Genomic DNA, 22,208 nt, shown 5'->3' on the forward strand with positions numbered 1-22,208 from the left:
GCATCAGGTGATGCCGGCAACCGATCTATTGGCTGTCCCCGTCCGAGCTACAGCCGCGCGCAGACCGTCCCTCACCGGACACCCCCGGACCTGAATCTCGTGCGACCTGCTCGTACATCGACTTGACTCTGTTTGCCCGGTCCGCGACATCGAGCTACCGGATGGACGTGCTCATCGGACACGCCCGATTATCGTGAGTGGGGCTCGGGCGTGAGATTGCCAGGGCCCGAATCACTTTCGGCCGGGGCTAGGGCCTGCCACATCGCCTGGCCGATAGCGACCACGCCGCGGGCGGGCAGGGCGACGTCGCCTATGACCGGGTTCGTGTCCAGGCGTGCGGGATACCCGAGGTCGCGGCCGTCGAGTACGGCCGTCGACTGCGTGATCAGGTACATCTGCTGGGGCATCAGGATTCCGACGTGGCCGCTCGGCATGACACCAGCCATGCTCAGATGACCCAAACCCAGTGCGGCGGCGAATATTTCCCGGGCACGCACCAGCGAACGCGACCGCCAGGTGGCAAGCGGCAGACGCCCTCCGACGGCGTTGAGCATATGCAGCGCCGCAGTCTCGTGTGCGGTCAGCGTCCAGTCCAGCGCGGGTTCGTCGACGGTGACTCGCAGCGATGCCGGTCCGATCCACGCCACTCGAATCGTGGCAAAACCGGTGTAGGCACACGCGGGACCGTAGTAGCGGGGGCAGGCGGTCTCCAGCCGGTCGCCGTCGACGAAGATCGACCATCGACCGTCGGGGTCGCGGTGCCAGACGGTTTTGTATGGGCCGAAGTCGTTTTCGGGGAAGACGCGCAAGGCGAGGATGTGGCCGCTGTCGAAGGGAAGACCGAAAACGCCCCAGCCCTTGACGTATTCGTGGCCGGGCCACGGCGCGTGGCCCCGGTATTCCGGCAGATCGGTCAACTGGGATGCCAGATCTAACATAGTACTCACCTCCGGCGCGGCGCGCCTGAGTAGCTGAATGTGGTGGCCGGGACCTCGCCGATCCCTGAATGTGGTGGCCGGACCTCGCCGATCCACTGCCGCGTCGGGATGGCGCGCCGCAGTTCGGCGTTGCTCGGCGTTGAAGCGGATCGGGCAGACGAAGTAGCGCCCACCAGCAACCTCGTAGCGCTTGCACGGCTCTCTGCGGCGGAAAATCGTCGCAGGCCACGCCGAGCGCGGTGCCTTCGAGCGCGCGGGAGGCTTCCTTCGTCAGGAACATCGGGGTCTCGCGCCCGGTCTCGGCGGCGCAGACGGCAACCAGGAATGCGACGGTGCACCTTCTTTGGGTCGTCCCAGACCCGTGGTCGAGCTGATCACGGCTTTCGACATCGCGAAACCTCACTTCATGCACTGCCGCCGGACGACAGAATGGATCATGAAACGAACGCTAGGCGCGACGGCTATGCATGTCGTCGGGTGTTCTCCCTACGAATCGGTGACCAGCGTGTCCAGCAAGCCGTGCTGGACCGCGTAGAGCGTGGCGGTCGCTCGAGTCGACGATCCGGTCTTGACGTAGATGCGTTCGATGTGGGTGCCTGCCGTTTTCGGGGTGATGCCCAGGGTGCGTGCGACATGCCGGGTCGAGGCACCCCGCGCGATAAGCACGAGGACCTCGAGCTCGCGCGGTGTCAGACCGTCCGGGCCGCAGCGGTGGCGATGGCGCGGCTGTCCCGCAGCCTCGAGGACAGCGTCGACCGCCGCCGCGTCGAGTCGACCGCGGCGCACCTCGGCACGCAGTTCGGCGAGAATCTGCTTGGGCGGCAAGGCATCTCGATACGGACGCGGCTCGGTCACGGCCCGATACGTATCGGCCGCCGCCAGCAGGCGCGCCGACACCGGGATCGACGGTCCGGTCAGCCCGCGATGTGCACCGGAGCCGTCGAGGCGCTCGTAGGCCAGGGCCGCGATAGCCCCGATGCGAGCCAGCGCGGCCGGGCGGGCCAGCACCCGCTCGGTGTAGTACGAGTTCATCCGAAGCCGCTCGAGCTCGGTCACGCTCAGTGCTCCCGGCTTGTCCAGAATGGTGGCCGGAACACCATGTAACCCGATGTCGTGCAACAACGCCGCGCGACGCACCAAGGTGATATCGGCTTCGGGGAACCCGGCGACGGTCGCAGCCCGACCGGCGAGATCGGCTACACCACGAGAATGGCCTGCCCGATAGGGCGAGCGCAGATCGGTGAAGTCGGCGATCACCTCGAGGGCCGAATCCAGTTCCGCGCCGGTAAGATTGCGCCGCAGCGCCGGATCGGCGGCAATGAGCTCCCCATAGTCCGGCTCGACTTCCGCATCCGCCAGCAGGTCGCGGGCCGAGGCACAGAACGCGTCCACCACGGCCGGATCGAACTGCGTCCCACGCCGCGAACGGGCGACCTCGATCGCGGCATCGATTCCAGCACTACGGTGCAGCACCTCGACGACGTCGGCGAGATGGAACAGCCGCATACCGAGCCCGATTCGCTCCCCGGCGACACCGCCCGGCACGCCCTTACCGTCCCATCTCGCGAAGAACTGCCGCAGGGAGTCCCCGACGGCCGGGCCCAGCCCGAGCCGTTCCGCCATCGTCGATGTGGTGAGGCAGTGCGACATCAACCCCCGCTCGATGTCACGACCGCCCGTCGCCGCGATCGTCACCGTCTTGCGCACCCGCTGGGCGAACGGTCCCGAGGACCCCGCGTGCGACAGGAAGAAGACCGCCCCGCTCGCCCCGCGCAAATCCAATTTGTAACTGTCCGCGCGAAAAGCGATGTCATCGCCGAACCACGCGGCTACCTCGGGTGCATCGGCCACACATCCGGTCCATGCCAAAACCGCGGTGTAGTACAGGTCGGACCGCTCCTCGGCGCTCAACCCGACTCGCTCTCCGAGCCGCGAAGCCAGCCGCCACGACCGCAGCACATGCGCCATCGGCTGGCCCAGGCCGAGATCCATCGCAAACGAGAACGCGGCCAGTAGCGCGGCCAGCGAAACACCCGAGTCCCGAGCGTCACGCGTCATGTTGCGAGCATAGGCGTGTCCACGTGCGCAGCGGTTGATCCCTGGATGCTCAGCTGCAGCATCCGCCCTCGCCGACAGACCATGGGCAGGGCTTCGACGGGCAGTGTCTATTTCTTCAGCCGGTCGAGCGCCATGCGGACTCGAGATCGGGCGATCGAATCGAGTTCGTCCCAGCTCGCCACAGGCTCACCCTTATCCTCACGGCTCAGGTCGACCTTGACCCGCACCGAGACGTTGCCGTCCTGTACACGCACCACATAGGCCCGTGTGGTCGGGGCTCCCTTGGGAGTCGACGACCATTTGGTCAACGGCGTGGGGTCGGCGAGATCGCACGCATTGGTGATCGTGCTCATCGCATAGATCGTCGGCACCACGTTGCCCTGCGCCGACGTTGCCCTGCGCCGACGTTGCCCTGCGCCGACGTTGCCCTGCGCCGACGTTGCCCTGCGCCGACGTTGCCGTGGCGCCTGCGGGCACGGCGCTCGCGTCCCCGCCGCGGATCCAGTAACCGACCGCCGCACCGATGCAAAGCACCACCACCAGCACGACGACGCCAGCGATGATCAGCCCGGTCTTGCTGCCACCAGTCGGGTGCGGCTGCTCGTGACGGGGTGGGCCGTATCCGGTGCCGGACTGGATCGGGTGCGGCGCCGGTGCTGGCATCCAGGCACCGGAGTCAGGGCGCATCCGGGCAGACCAGCAGCCGAGCCTGCCGCAGCGGGCCGAAGAACGCGAGGCCCGTATCCGGGTCCGGGACGCTCTGCTCGTCCTCGATGGTCGGCTCGACGCCAAGGACGCCGACGCGGCATTGCGCGGACCTGCCATCGAAAACCGTTGACCGTCAGCGGTGTTCACCGATCGTGGAGCGGTCCGGCATCGCCGGGTAGCCTCAGAATATTCTTTGATGCGGGTGGGTGCATCGTCGGCCGGCAGCTTCTGATCGTTTGTCCGACAGGGGTATCCGGCTGGACCGCAAGCCACCGCATGCCGATGAGCGTGAGCGGCGCCGCGATTACCACGGAAGCCCCCTTGACAGGTCCTCTTGCCATTGCACTGTTTGGTGATAGTTTTTTTATATGGTCGGCTAGATCTCATACTCGCCGCGCATCGAGGGAGATGTTGTGTTCAGGGCCGGAAGCGTCGCCGCTGCAAGGGTTTGCGGAGGAATTCTCGGTACACTCGCGTGTCTGGTCGCGGTGAGCACCGCGTACGCCGATGATGAACCTGGCCCATTACTGGTGGGTGACACAGCGTATTTCGCCATGGGCAGTTGGAACTGCTCGATCGGCGCGGACGGCACAGTGGGTTGCGACCTCGCAGTCCCGGCCCCATCCATGAATGTGCTGTATGCCGGAATGCAGGTGTCGATGCCGAATGTGCCGGCCGTCATAATCGACTCGACCATGTGGCCGGCACATCCTCAGTGGAACTCCAACGGCAGTCACACTGTGCCGGGCGGAAATCCGCCGCTGCCGCGCATCACACCCGCGAGTTACCACGACCCACAGTATTCGATCACATATGCCGGAGCGAATTGCCAAGTCACCTATCAAGGTGCGGCAGTATGCACATCGATGGGGCACGGGTTCAGCCAATGGGGACCAGTGCCGCAAGGCTACTGATCCCCACGAATCACCGGCTACCGATACCAGACACCGGAATCCCAATCACCGTAGTCCCACACGTTGAAATCGTAGCGACCATGCGCACCCCCGAACAGATAGCCCCACCATCCTGCCGAGGTGTCGCAGATCTGGTCGTCGTGGTTGCACACCGTCAGCACCGGGAAATCGCCGAACCAGTCGTCGACACCGGCCAGCGGATAACCGACGATCCCACTCCCGGGAGTCGACGACAGGCCACCCCAACCAGGCCCGGGGGCTCGCTTGGGATCCGACAGGAGAATAGCGTTGGCATTGCCGACATCCTGGTGGGCGGTGACCCAGGCGTGGACGATGCCCGCGCCCTCGCTGTGCCCGATCAGCCTGATGTGGTCATGCGGACATTCGCTGCGATGCAGCCAGAACAAGCGGTCGAGTTCGTTCAGTCCCGACATCGGGTCGAGCGAATTGTAGCCGACAGGTTGATCCACAAAGGGGATGAACACCGACGAGGTGTTGTCGCCGAGACCGCCGATACCGATGGCCCAGTCGCCAATACAGTTGTCGGCGTGAGCCTTCGCCCCCATCTCGTTTGTGAAGGAAAGGATGATTGCCAACAGTAATGCGGCGAAGAGCGCCGTTGCTCTACGCATGGTCGTACTTCTTAATTTATCGTGCCTCCGGGTCCAGCCCGGCTTATGTCGGGAGTACCCAGAAGTTGCTCGCGTTCTTGCTTTCTGGCGAAATAGTTACGCAGGCCATCGATATATTGTCCGTAACGCAATGTCGGAGGCCATGATCCGCAAAGGGAATCCGCCCGCCCGAGCGATACGCTCTTCGATACTCGAGCTCCGATGGTCGAACGTCGCGGGACATCGCTGCGGGGAATGGTTGTCGCGGTAGACGTTTGAGATGAGGTATTCGCAAGGCGGCCGCTGACCAACCTTTCCGGTAAGTCAACCCAAGCCTTCGAACCGGGCCGGCTTCCCAGTTCGTCGCACTCAGGTTGGCACAGGTCATGATCGTTCCCCTAGGCGGGGATCGGCAGCGGCGGGGATTTGGGGAAAGTGACGGGAAGCTCGACCAGGGCACGGTGGAACGGTCCGGGCCGCCAGACCAGTTGCGCTTTGGACCGTGCCAGCGTGAGTTCGGGCAATGCGTCGAACAGGTAACCGATGGCGGTACAGGCGATTTGAATTACCGCGATGCGTGCGGGTTTCGGGCAGGCGTGCTTGCCCGTACTGAAGGCCAGCCCCCAATCCGCGTGGAGGAATTCGCCGTTGTTCACTGCGGGGTCGTTGTTGCAGGCGGCCATGCTGATCACGACCGGCTTGTTCGCGGGCAGCCACACTCCGCCTTTGTTGATCGGCTGCGGCGGGAAGGACAGGCAGTAGTTGGCCATCGGGGGGTCGTAGACCAAGATGTCGTTGACTGCGTCGATGGCCGGTGCGCCGAATCCTGCTGCGCCGCACACGAATCGGTCGTCGGTCAGCATGATCAGCAGCGTGTTGGCGATCAGGTTCACCGTCGGCTCGATGCCGGCGCCGTAGAGGGTGATCACCTGGTTGACCATTTCCTCGTCCGACAGCGGGGGTTGATGCGTGAGCAGCCTCGTACTGATGTCGTTGCCGGGCTGAGCACGCTTCATGGCGATGAGTTGGCCCAGTGCTCGGCCGAGTATTTCGTTGACGTGGGCGGTGTCGGTGGATTCGAACATCGCTGCCATCGCCACTCGGACCTGCTCGCCGATATCGTCGGGACAGCCCAGCATCTTGTTCACCAGCGAAAAGACCAGCGGCAGTATATAGTCGCCGATCACGTCGGCCGTCCCGATGCCGCAGAAGGTGTTGATCAGCGGTTCGGCGGTCTGGATTACCTGGTCACGCAGGCCCAGCTGGTCGATGCCGTCGAGGGCGGCCTGATTGGCGGCGCGGTAGAAGGTGTGGGCTTCGCCGGTGCTGCGCAGCGCGTTGGGCCGCCACCCCACCATCGGCAAGATCGGGCAGTTTGCAGGCACGGTGCGTTCCCAGGTGCGCGGGTCCGCGGGGAAATGCTCGTGATCACCGAGGATGTCCACGGCGAGCTCGTAGCCGATCACCAGCGTCGCTTCCACACCCGGCGCGAGCCAGACCGGTACCAGCGACCCGTATGTCTTGCGCATATGCCGGTAGGCCTGGTGCGGATCCTGCGCGAACTCTGGGGTGTGGAGTGCGTAACGATCGCCGGGACCGATGTTTTCGATCGGGACCGAGAGGGCGGGAGAGGGGTTCTGCGACACGGCCGGGTTCTCCTCTAGCTGGGGACTGGGAGCGGTGGCGTCGGGCGGAAGACGACCGGTAGCGCAACCAATGCGCGGCGGAAGGAGTCGGGCAGCCAGTCCAGATGCTCGGCGGGCAGCCCGATGTCCGGCAGGGCGTCCACCACCTGAGCGACGGACTCGTGCGCGATCAGCGTCGCTATCTTCTGATCTGGGTCCGGGCATACGTGCGCGCCGGCACTGAACGACAAGGAGGACCTATTGGCCTTGCGGTCGTCGGTGTTGCCGCTTTCGATCTCTGGGGCGGTCGGGCAGCCGACGAGACTGATCAGCACCGGTTAATGCTCCTCCAGCCCGGTGCCGGCGACGAGCTTCATTTGCGTAGGGAATCGCACACACGCAATCGCCAATGGCGGATCGTGGAACAACACCTCGTCGATCCCGTCCCGCGACGACAACACCCCGCCGAGCATGTCCCCGCCGAACCGGTCGCCAGTCATGAACGGCAGCAAAGTGTTCGCGATGAGGTTCCACGTCGGCGAGGTGGCGATCTCATTCAGCATCGCCAGCTGACAGGATTCGATGCCGCGGTCATGGTGTCGGTGTGCCCGATGGTGCGCGGGGTTGCCGGACTCAGCCGGTTCAGACCATCTGGTCCCTTTTGCGGGAATTGAATGCGGCTTTGCCGCTGGCTATTTCGTGCGGCCTCGCAAACAGCTGTGTGCGCAACGGGTGTCGCCGATCATAGGGTCCATAGGCGCAGCGCTTCGATCGTGCCGGCTCGTGCCGTTGTGGTTGCGGTAGTCGGTCTTGCCTGAGGTCAGTTGCAGCCGGGCGGTTTGCCAGCGAGATATGGGAACGCTTTGCGCGTGTCAAATCGGTTGGCGCACTGGCGGATCCGGGCTGCACCACCGTCGCCGGTCAGGGCGGGAAGGGACGGATTCCAGCTCGGCGACATGTGCGCAAGCGCAGCCGAGGTCAGCCCGGCTGCGGGCAGCGCTATCGAGAGCGCGAGCCTGTTCGGATCAACTACCGATCACACGGTTCGGCGATGCCGATAGCTGTTGTGCGAGCTCGTCACTCTGCCGGATTTGCGACGATGGCGTTGCGCCACTGAGGATCCGAGCGAGATCGAGTATCCATCACGAGCTCCGCGGACCACCATGCGGGGACGCGTCCGGCGCAGATTCAGCGGCTTGCGGCTGCTGGAAAATTCCCTCGCCTCGAGGTAAAGCATCACCGGATGGGTACGGCAGTACAACTACCCGCCGTCATGCAATCACCGAATCGAGCATCTTCTTCACTGCTGAAGGCCGCGCGGGCGATCGTGGTGCCGTCTTGCGCAACTCGATCATCCGCGCACCGATCTCCTGAAGCTGCTTACGCCCCAACTGCTCTCGCACCTTCGGAAACCAGGATCCCTCTTCCTGGTCGATATGATGATCGACGCTCTCGATCAGAACGGTGGCCTTGGCGGTGAAACGCTCGTCCTCGGGCTTCATCGCTGCCAACTCCATCACCAGTACATCGGCGACATGGTGCTCTTCATAGGATTCGAGGATGTCGTCTTCGAGGTCGGGCACCAGCTTGCGCACCGCCGGATACATGCACTCGTTTTCCAGATAGGTGTGCACGGTCAACGCCTCGATGATCTTGTCGACCAGCCGTGCCTTCGTGGCGTGCGCACCGTCGCCCGCCTTCTCGAAATCACGGAACAGTTTCCGAATCCCCTTGTGGTCTTCACGCAACAGCACGATCGCATCAGTAGACACCGCGACTCCTCGGGCTCGGACACTCATGGGATGGATCTATGCCAGGCGTGCCCGCAATATCACGACCGAAACCGCCACGGCGGCCTCGCTGCACAAGCTCGACGCCATCGCCGACGAATAGGCCGATCCGGCAAGCGAACTCAGCGCGAGCTATCCCGAATTCGAACGCCACGGCTGAACATTTCACTCGGCACATCGCTCGCAGGTCGCACCTGACTCGCGCAGTGGCTGCATCGACACCGGAATCCCGGTCGGTGCGTGTGCGCCCGTTGGCCGCAGGCATATGCGGATCGTGCGCGAGATCCCAGCGACAGCCTCGTCGAGGAACTGGTCGAGATCGTGCAGGTGGGCGCGGCGGCGCCAGTTCGCGGATGATGGACCGCCGAGTCGGCCCGCCGCAGAACAGCGCGGGCCGATCCGGCGCCGAAGAGCGGGCTAGTCGCGGAAACGACGCCGAGCGAACTGTGCTACTCGATTCTCATCTCTTCGTAGGCGACAGTGACGCACTCACTCGCCAGCTCTGCATCCTCAGCGTCGAGCGAAGGCTCCGTCCAACTGGTCGGCAAGGCGCGCAGCAAGCGAATCCGCCGACCAGGCTTTTTATCAGCGTCCATCACGGTGATGGTGATGTCCTCTCTGCCGGAGTCCACGCCGCCGTCGGCCAGCGTTCGCTCGATCCAATCGGTGAACGCTTTGCTCCGATCAAGCCCCCGCGTGATCCGCACCTCCCCCAGCGTTCCCTCCGACGGCGTGCTGATACCCCTCACGTCCTGCACCGTTTCCACCCTGAAATCACCCAGATCGATGGCGAAGCTACGGCTGTCGGTCTTGTCCTGGATTTGCATGTCGACCTCCTGAATTCGTAACCGGTTGGGTTCTCTCTCATGAGGCAATGCCACTCGAGAATACGGTGTGGCTCGGGCCACCGTAGTGCGAATTCGACCAATCCCGTCGTGGTTCTGGTCGGGCCCTCGGGCGTTTGGGGCCAGCAGCATTCGCGTGGTCGATCGGGCTGAGCCGTTCGTGTCAGGTGGGCAGGTCGACCGGGTCCCTGGCACCCACACCGGAGGTGAATTCGTGCACTCGCCACGGTCCGCCCGCACGGGCATGCAGGGGTGGTGTGTCATCACCGGCGTTGTCGCGCAGCCCCGTCAGCAGCTCGCGCAGTGCCTGGGTGGCGGTGAAACGCGGTGTCCATCCGAGATCGTCCCGGGCCCGTCGGTATCGAGAATCGGCAGGTGCATCATCGCGTCGAACAACTCCGGCGGTGCGGGCACCAGATGCGCCCGCCAGGCCACCGCGAGCCCGGCGCGCACAAGCGGCACCGGCACGCGTCGAGGGCCGACACCCCTGTCGATGGCCTCGAATTCCGGGGCCCGAGATGCGGTTACTCGCCAGCCGGGGATGTGGTGGCTCCTCCGGGAGTGTCATCGGGATCGGGCGCTTTGGGCTCCGGGTCGACCACTGGACCTGCAGCGCCTCCAGCATTCGCGCCGCTCCCCTCGCCTGCACTGCTGCCGGTAATTTCGTCGGCGCTCGTTCGGCGGCCTTCGTAGGGCGGTACAGCGGGTTCCGCGTCTCCAGGAGTGAGGGTCCCACTCGTGCCGGTCCGCTCTTCCGTCGGGTTGTGGTCGTGCGTTGAGGTGACTTCCTCTTGGTCGAATGTGCCAGTCGGGCGATCTACCGATCCGCCGCCCGGCGTATCGGATCCGGTGTCTCGCGAGCCTTTGGCTCCTCGTTCCGATTGGGGTTCTTCAGGCAGATGTTCGCTAGCCATAGCTGCATCGTCTCCTCGAATGGAGCACTGGAGGATGTGCCGTCTGTTCCATGGCTAGGCCGATTGAACCGCAGTCAAGCCATCGTGACGACGATGTGATGACCAAATTGCGCAGCGAAGTTCTGCTGATCGAAGCAATCCGCCTCGTCGATCCGACACCAATCCAAATCTGATCTCCGTCTCAACATGGTTGCGATCCAGGCATAGCCAAGCTTCACTTTCCGGCTCGATGCGGTATACGCGACTTCGATGGGTTGCTGCCTCGTAACGTGACAGCCACCGTCGGGGGCGCAGCCGGTAAGCATTCGGATCTGAACTCGCACTATCCCCGCCCCCTGGGGGTAAACTCCCGTTTGCTCATTGGTGTCCATAAGGTGAACGCGACGGAGTGGTGATGAACATTTCCGATGGCGTGGTGGACGTGATCACGCGGACGGCCGATGCAACGACGGCGGCGGCCGGGGCCGTGGGCGGCGCTGCTGTCGAGGGCGTGGTCGGCGGTATCCGAGGTGCGGCGGCCGGTGTGAAACACGGCTTGGGCAGCGGTAGCCACTCGGCACCGGCGGCAGTTTTGACGTTGGCGGCGATCGGCGCCACGGGTCTGGTGGACTGGCCGGTGCTGCTGGGCGTCGGCGGCGCTGCCCTGGTGGTCCAGCGTCTCGGGCAGCGATCGGGTCGAGTGGTGGCACCCGCGGTCGGCGATCGCGCCGGACAGACCCCTACCCGCACGCAGAAGGCGACCAAACGGCCCGCCACTGCGACGAAGGCGGCCTCCGCGCCCAAGAGCACGACTCGGGCACGACGTTCGCCGAGTAAGCGTTAGTCGTCGACGTGGATCTGGGCCTACTGCTACGGACCGCGTCGTCCCTGCCCTCGCGCGTCGTCGGCGCGGGTGTGCGTTCGGCCGCGGGCGCTGCCGCCGCGAGTGTGGAGCTGGTCACTGCGCCGGTGCGCACGGTGCTCGATCCCCGGGTAGTCGAGGCGGTCACCGAGGCCGCGTCGGAACTGCTCGGGGGTAGCCCGGCCCGGCGACATTGGTGCGGCCGGCGCCGCTGCTGGATCGAAGTGCGTGGCCTGGGCGGGCGCGAGCCGAACGACGAACTGGGTCCCGCGGTCCTCGCCGCCGTGCGTTCGCATCCGGGCGTGATCTCGGCGGCGCTCAACTATCCACTCTCGCGGGTCATCGCCGAAGTAGACGACCCGACTGTCGTCGACGAGCTGTGCACCGTGGTGGCCGCTGCCGAACGCCGACATCAGTCCGGTTCGGGTCTGCGGCCGCTCGACCTGCCCGCCGACGGCATCGTGCTGGCAGGCAGCGTGGTTTCAGCGGCGGTGAACGCCGTGGGTTTGGGTATCGCGCTGGCCGGCCGGGTGGGCGGTTGGCGGCGGCTGCCAGCAGGCCTCAACGCCGCTGTCGCGCTCGTCGATTACCAACCGCGGCTGCGTCGCGCGGTCGAACAGCGCCTCGGCACGAGCGGAGCTGATAGCGCGTTCGCGCTCGCCGCGGCCGCCGCGTACACCGTCACCCAGCAACCGGCCTCGCTGGGCGTCGAGATGTTCATCCATATCGCGAAAGCCGCCGAGACTCGCGCCGCGGCCACGCTCTGGCAACGCCGCGAACCCCGTCTCGCGGCGCACGCGAGATGTGTCGACGGTGTCCGTCCCGGCGACCGACCGGCACCCCTGCCGCCTGGACCGGTCGAGCGCCACGGCGACCGCAGCGCGGTAGCGCAAGCGGCCGCCGCGCCAGCGATCGGCATGGTCACCGCCGACCTCGATGCCGCCGCCCGCGCCGTCGCCGTCGCCGCGCCCAGAGCCGCTCGCACCAGCCGGGAGTCGTTCGCCGCGACACTCGCCCGCAACCTGGCCGACCGGTACGGTGTGCTGACCTTGCGGCCCCGGGTGTTCCGACGCCTGGACCGGGTCGATGCCGTGGTAGTCGATCCTCGGGTGTTGTACGGCGAGGAACTGCGGGTCGCGCGCATCCGCGATGTGCCCGAGCACGATCGAGCCACGGTTTGGCAGTGGGCACAGGAGCAATTGGACCGTGGCGCATGGCAGCCCGGGTGGCAGCCGGTCCCGCGGCCGCTGTCCGGCAACGGCGGGGGCGGCGCGGTGCTCGTGCGGTTCGCGCATCATCCGCTGGCGTCGGCAGTGCTGCGCGAAGCGCGCCGCAGCGGTGCGGAGGCCGTCTCGGTCGACGTCGATATGCTCGATGACCTGCGCTCGTCGTTCGACGATCTCGATCCGGTGCCCGGGTCCGTCAATGAAGCGCTCGCCGACTCGGTGCATCGGTTGCAGCGGGAGGGCCGCACGGTGGCGGTGGTGTCGAGTGCCGCGGCCCAGGCACTGGCCGACGCCGACGCCGCGATCGGTGTCACCGCGGGCGGGCCACCGCCGTGGCACGCCGATGTACTCGTCGACAACCTGCCGGATGTGTGGCGGATCCTGCACGCGCTGCCCGCGGCCCGTCAAGCCAGCGAGCGCGGCGTCGAAATCGCCGCCGGCGCTTCCCTATTGGGTGCGTTGCTGATGATTCCCGGGGTACGGGGCCGCGGCACCGGCCCGGTCAGCGCCGGCGCCGCGGCAGGCGCCTGGACGGGATACCGGCTTGCCCGCGCCGCGCTCGAAAGTCCACCGCCGCCGACCGCGAGCGTGCACGAATGGCACGCCATGTCCGTCGAAGACGTGCGTAGTGTGCTGGCGCCGCGGGCCGCCGAAGCGGACAAGCGGACGCAGTCGGTGCCTGCGGCCTATCCTGGGCGATCGGTCATCGCGCCGGTGCGACGAGCGATGGGAGATTTCACCGGCGCGATGCGCGCGGAACTGTCCGACCCGTTGGTCCCGGTGCTGGCGGTGGGATCGGCGGCCAGCGCGGTGCTCGGCTCGCCCGTCGACGCGATCCTGGTCGGGTCGGTGCTCGCCGGGAACGCGGCCCTGGCCGCGACGCAACGGATTCGGGCCGAACGGCTGCTGCGACGACTGCTGGCCGCCCAAGCTCCACCGGCCCGCAAGGTAATCGATGCCGATCGCTACATGATGGTCGACGCCACCGACTTGCGCCCCGGTGACGTCATCGAGGTACGGCCCGGTGAAGTCGTGCCCGCCGACGCGCGGCTGACCGAGGCGACCGACGTGGAAGCCGACGAATCGTCATTGACCGGGGAATCACTGCCGGTGCCCAAGCAGGTCGACGCCACACCGGCCGCGCCCGTCGCCGAACGAGCCTGCATGCTCTACGCCACCACGACAGTGGTCGCGGGCACCGCCGTCGCGATCGTCACCGACGTCGACGAGCAGACCCAAGCACGTCGCGCCACCGCCGCCGCACACGAGGACAGTCCCGCGGTCGGCCTGCAGACGCAGCTGAAAGATCTGACGAACAAGACGTGGCCGTTCAGCCTCGGCGGCGGCGGATTGGTCACCGCGCTCGGGCTGTTGCGGCGCACGGGTCTGCGCCAAGCGGTCAGTAGCGGTGTCGCCGTCGGCGTGGCCGCGGTCCCGGAGGGGTTGCCGCTGGTCGCGACGCTGGCGCAACAGGCCTCGGCGCGACGACTGAGCCACGCGGGCGCACTGGTGCGAAGTCCGCGCTCGGTCGAGGCACTCGGCCGTGTCGACGTGGTGTGCTTCGACAAGACCGGGACGCTGAGCGAGAACCGACTCCGGGTGACCAGGGTGCGTGCCGCTTCCGGTCTGTCCGAGGACGATGTGCTCATCCAGGCCCTGTGGGCCACACCGCTCGCCAACGGTGAGCCACACGAACACGCCACCGACCGCGCGGTCGCCGACGCCGGGCGACATCTGAACCGCGGCGAGTCGGCCGCACATCTGCCGTTCCGGTCCGATCGCGCTTTCTCGGTGTCCGTGCACGATACGCAGTTGTCGATCAAGGGGGCGCCAGAGGTAGTGCTCGCCGCATGCGTCGATGCCGACGAGACGGCACAGCAGCAGGTGCGCGAGATGGCCGCCGAGGGGCTGCGGGTGATCGCCGTCGCCACACGGCAGCTTTCGGCGACGCAGGCACAATCGGTCCGCGACGACACCGACGCCTTAGCCGAATTATGCGGCGCCGAACTGAGATTCGCCGGATTGCTCGGCATATCGGACACGCCGCGCGCGGACTCGCCCGAGGTGCTGGCCGAGCTGGCGGCCCGCGGCATCGGGGTGCGACTGATCACCGGTGACCACCCCGTGACGGCCACCGCGATCGCCGCCGAAGTGGGCATGCCCATCGACGATGATCAGGTGATCAGCGGGCCCGAATGGGAGGCGCTGTCCCGGCACGAACAACAGCAGGCGGTACAGAGTCGGCGAGTCTTCGCCCGGATGTCACCCGAGCACAAGGTACAGATCGTCGAGACAATTCAGCGGCTGGGGCACGTGTGCGCCATGGTCGGCGACGGCTCCAACGACGCAGCGGCCATCCGCACCGCAACCGTCGGCATCGGCGTGGCCGCACGCGGCAGCGACCCCGCCCGCACCGCGGCCGACGTCATGCTGCTCGACGGGCGAATCCGTGCACTGCTGGATGCCCTCGACGAAGGCCGGCAACTGTGGCGGCGCGTGCAGTCGGCGGTGTCTGTACTACTCGGCGGCAACGCCGGCGAGGTGGCTTTCGCAATCGCCGGCACTGCCCTCACCGGCCGGGCACCGCTGAACACCCGCCAACTGCTGCTGGTCAACATCCTCACCGACGCGCTGCCCGCCGCAGCACTCGCGGTCAGCCGGCCCAGCGCCGAATCGCGGTACACCGGCCGTGGACCCGACCGAGCCGCATTGTGGCGGACGGTAGCAGTGCGGGGCGCGACGACCGCATGCGCCGCCATGGTCGCGTGGGTGCAGGCGAAATTCACCGGCCGCCGACAGCGCGCCTCGACGGTCGCGTTGGTGGCATTGGTCGCGACACAGCTGGGACAGACGCTGATCGACTCCCACAGCCCGCTGGTCCTCGCCACCGCCGCCGGCTCACTGCTGGTCCTCGCCGCCCTGATCAGCACCCCAGGAATCAGCCAACTACTCGGCAGCACGCCCCTGGGCCCGATCGGCTGGTGGCAGGCCCTGTCCACCGCCGCCGTCGCCACCGCCGTCGCCGCCATCGCTCCCCGACTGTTCGCCGCGGGCGGTCGCCAGCGGGATCATCAGTCGAGGATCTCGATGACCCCGAGCCGCCACAGCACCGCGTACACCTCGCGCAACGGCACGGTCAGCACCTGCGTCAATGCACCCGTCAAAGAATCCGAGCCAACGCCCGCGCCATTACTCATCACACTGGACACCATGCGGATGCCAGGAGTCGAATACTCGAACACACCATGACCGGGAGGCAACACATGGCCGAAAAATCATCAACCGGCCACCGAAACGCCGTCGACCGGGTGCTGGCCGCCCAAGGTTTCGCGGTGGATCTGCCGGTGCTCGGCCGTGTCCGCATCCCCAGGCCCGAACAGTTGGCGTACTACGGTGCCCTCGGTGCCCTGGCCGCCGCGGAGATCATCGAATGGCCCGTCGCGGTCGTCCTCGCGACCGGGCACTGGCTGGTGCAGAATCAGCACAACCGCGTCGCCCACGAGATCGGCGAAGCCCTCGAAGACGCGTAGATCAGCACGTCAGCGAGATCCCTCCCATCAGCGGGCATGTCGTCCCCACAATCGTTCCACTGGTGCAGTCGCGCGGTTGCCGGGCGTTTCGGCACCTGCCGCGCTGCGCAGAGCCGGTCGAACGGGCGCGCAAGGCGGGCGTCCAGCCGGGCCGCGAATCGGGAGATGACCACGAGTCCGGGCTGGTACCGCAGCGCAGAACGTGAACCTCGGCGACCTCGGTAATCCCCTCCGACCTGAGGCCAGCGGTCCGGGTCGGCGCTTTGGCCAGGATCATGCCCTGGGCGACGACGATCCGCTCGGCGTGGAAACCTTTGCCACCCACTGGCTTCCGCTGTCGGAGGCACCCGACGCCTACCGGATGTTCCAGCAGAAAACCGACGGCGCGGTGAAGCTCGTGCTCGACCCGACCTGAAAGGCGGCGCGCCGCAGGAGTCGTCACCGGCGTCATGGGCAACGTCGACTAGTCATTCGTCGCCGGGTGAAGACCAGTCGCCGAATGACTCACCGGTCGACATGAAGATCGTGCGACGGGCGACTTGCACGGCATGGTCGGCGAACCGCTCGTAATAACGGCCCAGCAGCGTCAGATCGACCGCAGCGGCCGTCCCGCCATCCCATTCATCGCAGAGAACCGCTGCCAGCAGGTCGTGATGCAGACGATCCATGGTGTCGTCCTGGCGATCGAGCGCTGCGGCGTCGCCCGGGTCACCGGACCCCAGCACCGCGGCGGCGCTGGTGGCCATCGCGACAGCGGCGGCCCCCATACGGGCCACGATCGGTTGCGTCGATACCGGGACCGCGCACGCGGGATGCCTGCGGCGCGCGATATTGGCGATATGTTCGGACAACACACCCATCCGAGCGAGGTCACCGACGAGCTGGATCGCGGTGACCACCTGCCGCAACTCGCCCGCGACCGGGGCCTGCAACGCCAGCAGCGTCACCGCTGCGTGCTCGCAATCATCGCGCTGGGTATCGAGGTCACGGCAGATATCGATGGCTTGCTCGGCGAGCTCGAGATCGGCGCGTAGCAGCGCATTGGTACCGGTTGCGACGGCGGTCCGGTCAAGCTGACACATCGCCTGCAACTGAGCGGCCAGCCGGTCGAGGTTCTCGTGGAAGCGAGTCCGCATCCCTCATCTTCACCCACCGACAACACCCACGTGGCCAAGGCCACGGATCCCGCTGGCAAGCATCGGTGGACACCGACATTTCGCATACCGGGAACCGAGCGCCGCGTACCGATGTTTCGGCGGCCGGGTTGGGGTATTCGCGGCACAGGAGGTGATGGACATGCCGAAGGCATGGTCGAACAAGCGGGAGCGGCAGTTCGAGCACATCAAGGATTCGGAGAAAGAGCAGGGTGCGTCCAGCCGGCGGGCGGAGGAGATCGCGGCACGCACGGTGAACAAGAACCGTGCTCAGTCCGGCGAGGCCCATACCGCCAGTCGGTCCTCGGTGCAGGACATGTCGCCGCAGCGGCGTGGTGGTCTCCGGTCGGGAACCAATCGACCGAAGGGCCCGACCCGCGATCAGCTGTACAACGAGGCGAAAATGCGCAATATCGAGGGCCGCTCGAAGATGACCAAGGGCCAACTGGCCCAAGCGCTCGGCCGCGCCTGATCGGATCAGGTCGACATGCAAAGGTCGAGAAAGAGCGGCGGTTGGCGATGAAACCGGTCCAAGTCGAAACGGTCACCCTGGCGCACACGAACATCGCAGCGCCGCGAACGGATTGGTGTCCCGCCCGCACGAGGGAGATGACCTGGCGCTACCCGGGTGCGGGGCCCATGTGCACGTGGGTGTCGATGCCATGAATGCAGACACCGACCCAGAACCCGAGGAGCGCCGAACCCCGGAAGGGACGGAGCCAGGCCACCGCGACTTGGTCGCACAACCTCACACCCCCGACGAAGCCGGACCGATCCTTACCGCGGAAGCGGCGGCGGCGCGGGCCAGGACGGCGCAGAACCCGCTGGGCAAGCCGGGGCGACGATTCGATCGGCGATCGCCATTCATGGTCGGCTTGACAGGCGCAGCCGGAGTGGCGGTGACCTACGGCGCGATCCAAGCACTGATGGCCGTGAGTCAAGTGCTGGTCTTGATCACCATTGCGTTGTTCCTGGCGATAGGGTTGGAGCCTGTCGTGTCGTGGTCGGTTCGGCCGTGGTTTCCACGATGGGCCGCCGTGACCGCTGTGTTCCTGGTCGCGATCGGCTTGCTGGCCGGTTTCCTTGCCGCCGCGATACCTCCGCTGGTCACCCAAGGTAGCGCTTTGGTCCACAACGCTCCGGACTACGTCGACCATCTTGCGCACCGATATCCGCTCATCGACACGCTCAACACACGCTTCCATCTGCAGGACCGTCTCCAACAATGGCTCGGGTCCGATCCCTCGAAGCTGGCCGGTGGCGTCCTGGGCGCGGGGCGCCTCGTATTCAGCATCGTCAGCGGCACGGTGATCGTCGCGGTGCTCACCGGCTACTTCATGGCCAATTTCGCACAGATTCGGACCTCGATCTACCGGCTGTTTCCGCACTCGCGCCGAGCTCGCGCGATCCTGATCGGCGACGAGATCTTCGTGAAGGTCGGCGGCTATATCCTGGGCAATCTGGTCATTTCGGTGATAACCGCAGCGTTGACATTCATCTGGCTGCTGATCTTCGATGTGCCCTATCCGCTATTGCTGGCCGTCCTGGTTGCCGTCCTGGACTTGATCCCGGTAGTGGGCTCCACGTTGGCCGGAATCATCGTGGCCCTGGTCGCACTCACCGTGTCCCTGCCCGTCACGGTGGCCACCATCGCCTTCTTCATCACCCTGCGGTTGTTCGAAGACTACGTACTTGTGCCCAGAATCATCGGCAGAACGGTGCGGGTGCCGGCGGTCGTGACGGTGGTGTCGGTTCTGCTCGGTGGAGCCTTGCTCGGGATCGTCGGGGCCCTGCTCGCCATCCCGGTCGCTGCCGCGGTGCTGCTGATCATCAGTGAAACGGTGTTGCCGTCTCTGGACGAGCGCTAGCTACCAACGGGCGGATGGCTCGCTGGCCACCCGCCCGTGATCGACCGGCGAATGTCGAGTCAGTGGCGAAAGGCGTCCTTGACCTTCTCACCCGCATCCTTGAGGTTGGACTTGGCCTGATCGACCTTGCCCTCTTGCCTCTTTTCCTCGTCGTCGGTCGCCGCGCCGAACTTCTCCTTGGCCTTACCGGAGAGTTCCTCGGCCTTATTCCTTGCCTTGTCTGCAGTGCCCATGATTGCGGCCCCATCGTTCGAAGGTGCCCGGCCTACTGGCTCCAGCCGGTCTTCTGGCGATAACCCGCATTCCGACAGCCAAACAACGCTGCCGGACAGACTTGCCGCGGGTCAAGGGCTAGCTTGTCCTGGATCAATCAGGGATTTTGGGACGGCGCTCCGGGATCGGCCCCCTGCTGCTTTTCACCTGGCTTCGAGTCCGGATCGACCTTATCCGCGCGCTCCCACTCCTTGTCCAACTCGCTTCGCGAATCCGCCGCAGCACTGCGATGCACATGCGCCTGCTGGGCGAGCTGCTCGGCCTGCGCCGCCTTGACCTGGCCTTCTGCCTTTGCCGCCCGGCTCCTGGCGGCAGTCTCCGCCGCCCGCGCTTCCTGCCGACCGACCTCGAATTCCCGTTCCGCCGCACGGTCACGGATTCTCTCGGCTTCGACCCGCTGCTGTTCGCGCCGCCTGCGCATCAACACCCATGCGCCGGCCACAAGCAAAATAACCAAAACAACAACGACAATGATCACGATCACAACGGTGGTGCTCATCTTTCGACTCCTCGCACTCACCCCCCTTTCTTTCCTAACGCCACTCGACTACCCGGGAACTGCGTAAATATGTGATCGGACACCTGAGGCGATCCGCCGCGTAGGTATCGCCGAGCATGACGAGATCATTCGCGCCTACATATCAAGCTTGTCCGGATCGAGATTCGCGTAGTCGGCTCCGCCTCGGTTGAACCACTCCTCGAGCACGCTGACGTATTCGGTCACCGCGTGTTTCGCTGCTTCCTGGCGACGGGTATCCTCACGATCCGACTCTCCCTGAGGCGGTTCGTGGGACCGAGGTGAGTTCCCCACGGATCAGTGCCAGACAGAGGGCGTATTGGGGTCGTGCGCCGATTTTCTCGAAATGCTTCTCGACCTCGTGCAGGTGGAAGCGGTGCAGTTCAGCGGATTGTTTTTGCTCGCGTTGCTGGCGCACCTCCCGCATTCCATGGTGCTGGTCCTCGAGTTTGCTTACCAGCGAATGGGTAAGGTCGGCACTTTCGGCATCCAGTGCGGTTAACCGCCACAGTTCCCGACGCTGCCGCTCGAAAACCGCCAACTCGGCGGGCATCAGCACTTCGATGCGCGACATCCTGATCTCCATGCCAGGTTCGACCGGTGGGTTGCGCTCGGCCTCGTCTAGGAGCCACCTGTTGAGTGCCGGTACGGTGGCCGATGCTGCGTCACGTTCAGGGGATGGAGGCTTCGTGAGGCTGAGAGTTGGGGTGTCGACATCGGCGCGAGAAGTGCCGTGGGACAAGGTTCTTGAACCCGGCCGGGCGGTTTGCTGCGGGTTGCTGACTGCTGCGGCACCGGCGTTGGCTCGTCGTCTTCACGGTGCCTACGCGGTTGCCGCGCTGGCCGGGGGAAGGATCGTCACCGTTCACCAGAGTCGTTGTCGGCTGAGGAAATCGAGGTCGCGCGTGCTCGGATGACCGCGGATGTTGTGGCGACTGCGGAGCTGGTTGATACGAAGGCGCCACGGTCGTTCTGGCTGTCGGCGAGTTATCTGTTGTGGCCGAACTCGAAGATGAATCCGACCAACCGCAAATCGCTGTCCATTCCGCAATGGCGCGATCAGATCAATCAATGGCGTGAGCGCCCCACAGCAGTGCTGGACGCGCCATGCGTGTTGTGCGGACAGCCTGCGTGTGGGTTCTACGGCAAGGTCGAGGTCCCGCTGGCGGCCAGTATCGAGCACCGCAATACCACCGTTCCGGGTCATGATGGGATGACGTTGTGTGTTGGCTGTTTGACCAGCTTTTACGCTCTTCCTTACGGGTGTTCGATCAAGTTCTGGACACCCGTAATCGCTTCGCGGCCTTCGCCCTGCCGGATGAGCGAAACGAGACTGCCACGACGAGCCGAACGTGACCCTCGAGGGTGACAAGCGACCCCGACGTCGGTGCACGGGGGACCGACATACACGGTGCTATGCCGCTGCGGCCCGTATTTCGAACCGCGCGGCGAGAGACCGCCTACTCCATCCGCATGACCCTCGGTCGAGGTAGCTGGAGATTCGCGACAACGCCTGCCGACGTATAGTCGAGTCTATGACCAGTGGCACCGCACCGGCGGCGGCCCGGCAGGGATCGGACCTGTGGGCGCGAGCGTTCGCGGCACTGTACGACCCGCTCCTGTGGAGAGGCGAGCGGGCTGGCATGGGGGCGCGTCGACGCCAGTTGCTCGGCCGCGCAAGAGGACGGACGGTCGAGCTCGGCAGCGGTACCGGTCTCAACCTGCAGTACTACCCCGACGACCTCGATGAGTTGATCCTGACCGAACCCGAGGCCGCGATGCGTGCGCGGTTGGACCGGAGGCTGCGCAGCACCCAACGTCGGGCGAAGGTGCTCGACGCGTCGGCGGATCAACTGCCGTTCGCGGAAGAATCCGTGGACACGGTCGTCTCCACGCTCGTCTTGTGCACTGTCGACAGCCCCGATGCGGTGTTGCGCGAGATCAAACGCGTGCTGCGCCCCGACGGCAGGCTGCTGTTCCTCGAACACGTCCGCTCGCAGTCGCAGCGACTTGCTCATTGGCAAGACCGCCTCGAGGGCCCGTGGCGCCGGTTCGCGGAGGGTTGCCGCTGCAACCGTGCCACGCTCGAGCTGATCCGGGCTTCCCGATTGGAGCTCGACGACGTCCAGGAAGCGACGTGGCGGGGAATGATGGTCCCCATTGTCCGACCGCTGATTATCGGCGTGGCGACCAAAACGGATGGCCGTCGCTCTTAGCCCGAATCCACCGACATAATCGGGCGCGGACAGTGATGGATAACCAGACAGCCGCACGGAACCGGGGTGTGCCCAGTCGGATCCAGCATGTGCGCAGGGCCGCAAGCTCCGGGTAAATCGCGAATTCGTTCTATGCGGGTTTCGGTCAGTCGGCGGCGGCGTTCCGTGGGGCCTGAAGCG

The 22,208-nt window shown here is 65.8% G+C and carries 22 protein-coding genes and 2 pseudogenes; 9 read left to right on the forward strand and 15 right to left on the reverse strand.

Annotation, left to right across the window (positions count from 1 at the left end; translation table 11 throughout):
* Window positions 1–188: 188 nt before the first annotated feature.
* The 3 genes from ACFYOW_RS02920 to ACFYOW_RS02930 all read right to left on the reverse strand — a co-directional run bounded on the left by ACFYOW_RS02920 (window position 189) and on the right by ACFYOW_RS02930 (window position 3,349).
* Window positions 189–938: a hypothetical protein gene (locus ACFYOW_RS02920; protein ID WP_387283930.1), complete on the reverse strand. Its 750-nt coding sequence runs from the start codon at window positions 936–938 to the stop codon at window positions 189–191.
* Between the two features lie 486 nt (window positions 939–1,424).
* On the reverse strand, window positions 1,425–2,996 hold the full coding sequence (locus ACFYOW_RS02925) for an HD domain-containing phosphohydrolase (protein WP_387283932.1): 1,572 nt from the start codon (window positions 2,994–2,996) through the stop codon (window positions 1,425–1,427).
* Between the two features lie 107 nt (window positions 2,997–3,103).
* On the reverse strand, window positions 3,104–3,349 hold the full coding sequence (locus tag ACFYOW_RS02930) for a hypothetical protein (protein ID WP_387283934.1): 246 nt from the start codon (window positions 3,347–3,349) through the stop codon (window positions 3,104–3,106).
* A 272-nt stretch (window positions 3,350–3,621) separates the two neighbouring features.
* On the opposite strand from ACFYOW_RS02930, the gene ACFYOW_RS02935 reads away from it, so the two are divergent.
* Complete coding sequence (locus ACFYOW_RS02935; RefSeq protein ID WP_387283936.1) at window positions 3,622–3,834, forward strand: hypothetical protein; 213 nt, start codon at window positions 3,622–3,624, stop codon at window positions 3,832–3,834.
* An 801-nt stretch (window positions 3,835–4,635) separates the two neighbouring features.
* On the opposite strand, the gene ACFYOW_RS02940 is transcribed toward ACFYOW_RS02935, so the two are convergent.
* The 7 genes from ACFYOW_RS02940 to ACFYOW_RS02970 all read right to left on the reverse strand — a co-directional run bounded on the left by ACFYOW_RS02940 (window position 4,636) and on the right by ACFYOW_RS02970 (window position 9,957).
* A complete protein-coding gene (locus tag ACFYOW_RS02940) occupies window positions 4,636–5,250 on the reverse strand; it encodes a hypothetical protein (RefSeq protein ID WP_387283937.1) in 615 nt (204 codons plus the stop codon).
* A gap of 377 nt (window positions 5,251–5,627) precedes the next feature.
* On the reverse strand, window positions 5,628–6,875 hold the full coding sequence (locus ACFYOW_RS02945) for a cytochrome P450 (RefSeq protein ID WP_387283939.1): 1,248 nt from the start codon (window positions 6,873–6,875) through the stop codon (window positions 5,628–5,630).
* Window positions 6,876–6,889: 14 nt separating this feature from the next.
* Window positions 6,890–7,189, reverse strand: coding sequence for a hypothetical protein (locus ACFYOW_RS02950; protein WP_387283941.1), 300 nt, complete (start codon window positions 7,187–7,189; stop codon window positions 6,890–6,892).
* 3 nt (window positions 7,190–7,192) lie between these two features.
* The gene (locus ACFYOW_RS02955) at window positions 7,193–7,417 is read right to left on the reverse strand and encodes a hypothetical protein (RefSeq protein WP_387283943.1); all 225 of its coding nucleotides are present in this window, start codon (window positions 7,415–7,417) and stop codon (window positions 7,193–7,195) included.
* Between the two features lie 708 nt (window positions 7,418–8,125).
* Window positions 8,126–8,626, reverse strand: coding sequence for a hemerythrin domain-containing protein (locus ACFYOW_RS02960; protein WP_387283945.1), 501 nt, complete (start codon window positions 8,624–8,626; stop codon window positions 8,126–8,128).
* 467 nt (window positions 8,627–9,093) lie between these two features.
* Window positions 9,094–9,471 carry a phage tail protein gene (locus ACFYOW_RS02965; RefSeq protein WP_387283947.1) on the reverse strand — a complete coding sequence of 126 codons (378 nt, stop codon included), beginning with the start codon at window positions 9,469–9,471 and terminating at the stop codon, window positions 9,094–9,096.
* A 306-nt stretch (window positions 9,472–9,777) separates the two neighbouring features.
* Complete coding sequence (locus ACFYOW_RS02970) at window positions 9,778–9,957, reverse strand: hypothetical protein (protein WP_387283949.1); 180 nt, start codon at window positions 9,955–9,957, stop codon at window positions 9,778–9,780.
* A gap of 840 nt (window positions 9,958–10,797) precedes the next feature.
* On the opposite strand from ACFYOW_RS02970, the gene ACFYOW_RS02975 reads away from it, so the two are divergent.
* Both ACFYOW_RS02975 and ACFYOW_RS02980 read left to right on the forward strand, forming a co-directional pair.
* Complete coding sequence (locus ACFYOW_RS02975) at window positions 10,798–11,226, forward strand: hypothetical protein (protein WP_387283950.1); 429 nt, start codon at window positions 10,798–10,800, stop codon at window positions 11,224–11,226.
* Between the two features lie 1,991 nt (window positions 11,227–13,217).
* Window positions 13,218–15,443 (forward strand): annotated as a pseudogene (locus tag ACFYOW_RS02980) (cation-translocating P-type ATPase); the annotation flags it as partial.
* 98 nt (window positions 15,444–15,541) lie between these two features.
* On the opposite strand, the gene ACFYOW_RS02985 reads toward ACFYOW_RS02980, so the two are convergent.
* Window positions 15,542–15,682: an Rv1535 domain-containing protein gene (locus tag ACFYOW_RS02985; RefSeq protein WP_387285984.1), complete on the reverse strand. Its 141-nt coding sequence runs from the start codon at window positions 15,680–15,682 to the stop codon at window positions 15,542–15,544.
* Between the two features lie 51 nt (window positions 15,683–15,733).
* Here ACFYOW_RS02985 and ACFYOW_RS02990 point away from each other — a divergent pair, with 51 nt between their 5' ends.
* On the forward strand, window positions 15,734–16,000 hold the full coding sequence (locus tag ACFYOW_RS02990; protein ID WP_063038195.1) for a hypothetical protein: 267 nt from the start codon (window positions 15,734–15,736) through the stop codon (window positions 15,998–16,000).
* 280 nt (window positions 16,001–16,280) lie between these two features.
* Window positions 16,281–16,415 (forward strand): annotated as a pseudogene (locus tag ACFYOW_RS02995) (glutathione-dependent formaldehyde dehydrogenase); the annotation flags it as partial.
* 52 nt (window positions 16,416–16,467) lie between these two features.
* Here the strand turns inward: ACFYOW_RS02995 and phoU are convergent.
* On the reverse strand, window positions 16,468–17,136 hold the full coding sequence (gene phoU / locus ACFYOW_RS03000) for a phosphate signaling complex protein PhoU (protein WP_387283952.1): 669 nt from the start codon (window positions 17,134–17,136) through the stop codon (window positions 16,468–16,470).
* A 160-nt stretch (window positions 17,137–17,296) separates the two neighbouring features.
* Between phoU and ACFYOW_RS03005 the strand changes: the two genes are divergently transcribed.
* Both ACFYOW_RS03005 and ACFYOW_RS03010 read left to right on the forward strand, forming a co-directional pair.
* Window positions 17,297–17,626, forward strand: a complete 330-nt coding sequence (locus tag ACFYOW_RS03005; protein ID WP_387283954.1) for a plasmid stabilization protein — start codon at window positions 17,297–17,299, stop codon at window positions 17,624–17,626.
* Window positions 17,627–17,816: 190 nt separating this feature from the next.
* Entirely contained in the window at window positions 17,817–19,022 is a 1,206-nt protein-coding gene (locus ACFYOW_RS03010) for an AI-2E family transporter (protein WP_387283956.1), read from the forward strand.
* Between the two features lie 59 nt (window positions 19,023–19,081).
* Here the strand turns inward: ACFYOW_RS03010 and ACFYOW_RS03015 are convergent, their stop codons facing one another.
* The 3 genes from ACFYOW_RS03015 to ACFYOW_RS03025 all read right to left on the reverse strand — a co-directional run bounded on the left by ACFYOW_RS03015 (window position 19,082) and on the right by ACFYOW_RS03025 (window position 20,386).
* Complete coding sequence (locus ACFYOW_RS03015) at window positions 19,082–19,255, reverse strand: CsbD family protein (protein ID WP_387283903.1); 174 nt, start codon at window positions 19,253–19,255, stop codon at window positions 19,082–19,084.
* Window positions 19,256–19,392: 137 nt separating this feature from the next.
* Window positions 19,393–19,794 (reverse strand): hypothetical protein, encoded by a 402-nt coding sequence (locus ACFYOW_RS03020; protein WP_387283958.1) that lies wholly within the window; start codon window positions 19,792–19,794, stop codon window positions 19,393–19,395.
* A gap of 259 nt (window positions 19,795–20,053) precedes the next feature.
* Window positions 20,054–20,386, reverse strand: coding sequence for a hypothetical protein (locus ACFYOW_RS03025; protein WP_387283960.1), 333 nt, complete (start codon window positions 20,384–20,386; stop codon window positions 20,054–20,056).
* 339 nt (window positions 20,387–20,725) lie between these two features.
* Here ACFYOW_RS03025 and ACFYOW_RS03030 point away from each other — a divergent pair, with 339 nt between their 5' ends.
* Entirely contained in the window at window positions 20,726–21,181 is a 456-nt protein-coding gene (locus ACFYOW_RS03030; protein WP_387283962.1) for a hypothetical protein, read from the forward strand.
* 166 nt (window positions 21,182–21,347) lie between these two features.
* Complete coding sequence (locus ACFYOW_RS03035; RefSeq protein WP_387283964.1) at window positions 21,348–22,028, forward strand: class I SAM-dependent methyltransferase; 681 nt, start codon at window positions 21,348–21,350, stop codon at window positions 22,026–22,028.
* The last annotated feature ends 180 nt before the right edge of the window (window positions 22,029–22,208 follow it).

The organism is Nocardia sp. NPDC006982 (assembly GCF_042869435.1).
Taxonomy (GTDB): Bacteria; Actinomycetota; Actinomycetes; order Mycobacteriales; family Mycobacteriaceae; genus Nocardia.

Coding starts and splice junctions, on each gene's coding strand:
- ACFYOW_RS02920 (WP_387283930.1), bottom strand. CDS start 938: ATGTTAGATCTGGCATCCCAGTTGACCGATCTGCCGGAATACCGGGGC.
- ACFYOW_RS03015 (WP_387283903.1), bottom strand. CDS start 19,255: ATGGGCACTGCAGACAAGGCAAGGAATAAGGCCGAGGAACTCTCCGGT.
- ACFYOW_RS03005 (WP_387283954.1), top strand. CDS start 17,297: ATGCCGAAGGCATGGTCGAACAAGCGGGAGCGGCAGTTCGAGCACATC.
- ACFYOW_RS02965 (WP_387283947.1), bottom strand. CDS start 9,471: ATGCAAATCCAGGACAAGACCGACAGCCGTAGCTTCGCCATCGATCTG.
- phoU (WP_387283952.1), bottom strand. CDS start 17,136: ATGCGGACTCGCTTCCACGAGAACCTCGACCGGCTGGCCGCTCAGTTG.
- ACFYOW_RS02990 (WP_063038195.1), top strand. CDS start 15,734: ATGGCCGAAAAATCATCAACCGGCCACCGAAACGCCGTCGACCGGGTG.
- ACFYOW_RS03010 (WP_387283956.1), top strand. CDS start 17,817: ATGAATGCAGACACCGACCCAGAACCCGAGGAGCGCCGAACCCCGGAA.
- ACFYOW_RS03025 (WP_387283960.1), bottom strand. CDS start 20,386: ATGTCGCGCATCGAAGTGCTGATGCCCGCCGAGTTGGCGGTTTTCGAG.
- ACFYOW_RS02925 (WP_387283932.1), bottom strand. CDS start 2,996: ATGACGCGTGACGCTCGGGACTCGGGTGTTTCGCTGGCCGCGCTACTG.
- ACFYOW_RS02955 (WP_387283943.1), bottom strand. CDS start 7,417: ATGCTGAATGAGATCGCCACCTCGCCGACGTGGAACCTCATCGCGAAC.
- ACFYOW_RS03030 (WP_387283962.1), top strand. CDS start 20,726: ATGACCGCGGATGTTGTGGCGACTGCGGAGCTGGTTGATACGAAGGCG.
- ACFYOW_RS03020 (WP_387283958.1), bottom strand. CDS start 19,794: ATGAGCACCACCGTTGTGATCGTGATCATTGTCGTTGTTGTTTTGGTT.
- ACFYOW_RS02975 (WP_387283950.1), top strand. CDS start 10,798: ATGAACATTTCCGATGGCGTGGTGGACGTGATCACGCGGACGGCCGAT.
- ACFYOW_RS02940 (WP_387283937.1), bottom strand. CDS start 5,250: ATGCGTAGAGCAACGGCGCTCTTCGCCGCATTACTGTTGGCAATCATC.
- ACFYOW_RS03035 (WP_387283964.1), top strand. CDS start 21,348: ATGACCAGTGGCACCGCACCGGCGGCGGCCCGGCAGGGATCGGACCTG.
- ACFYOW_RS02985 (WP_387285984.1), bottom strand. CDS start 15,682: ATGGTGTCCAGTGTGATGAGTAATGGCGCGGGCGTTGGCTCGGATTCT.
- ACFYOW_RS02930 (WP_387283934.1), bottom strand. CDS start 3,349: ATGAGCACGATCACCAATGCGTGCGATCTCGCCGACCCCACGCCGTTG.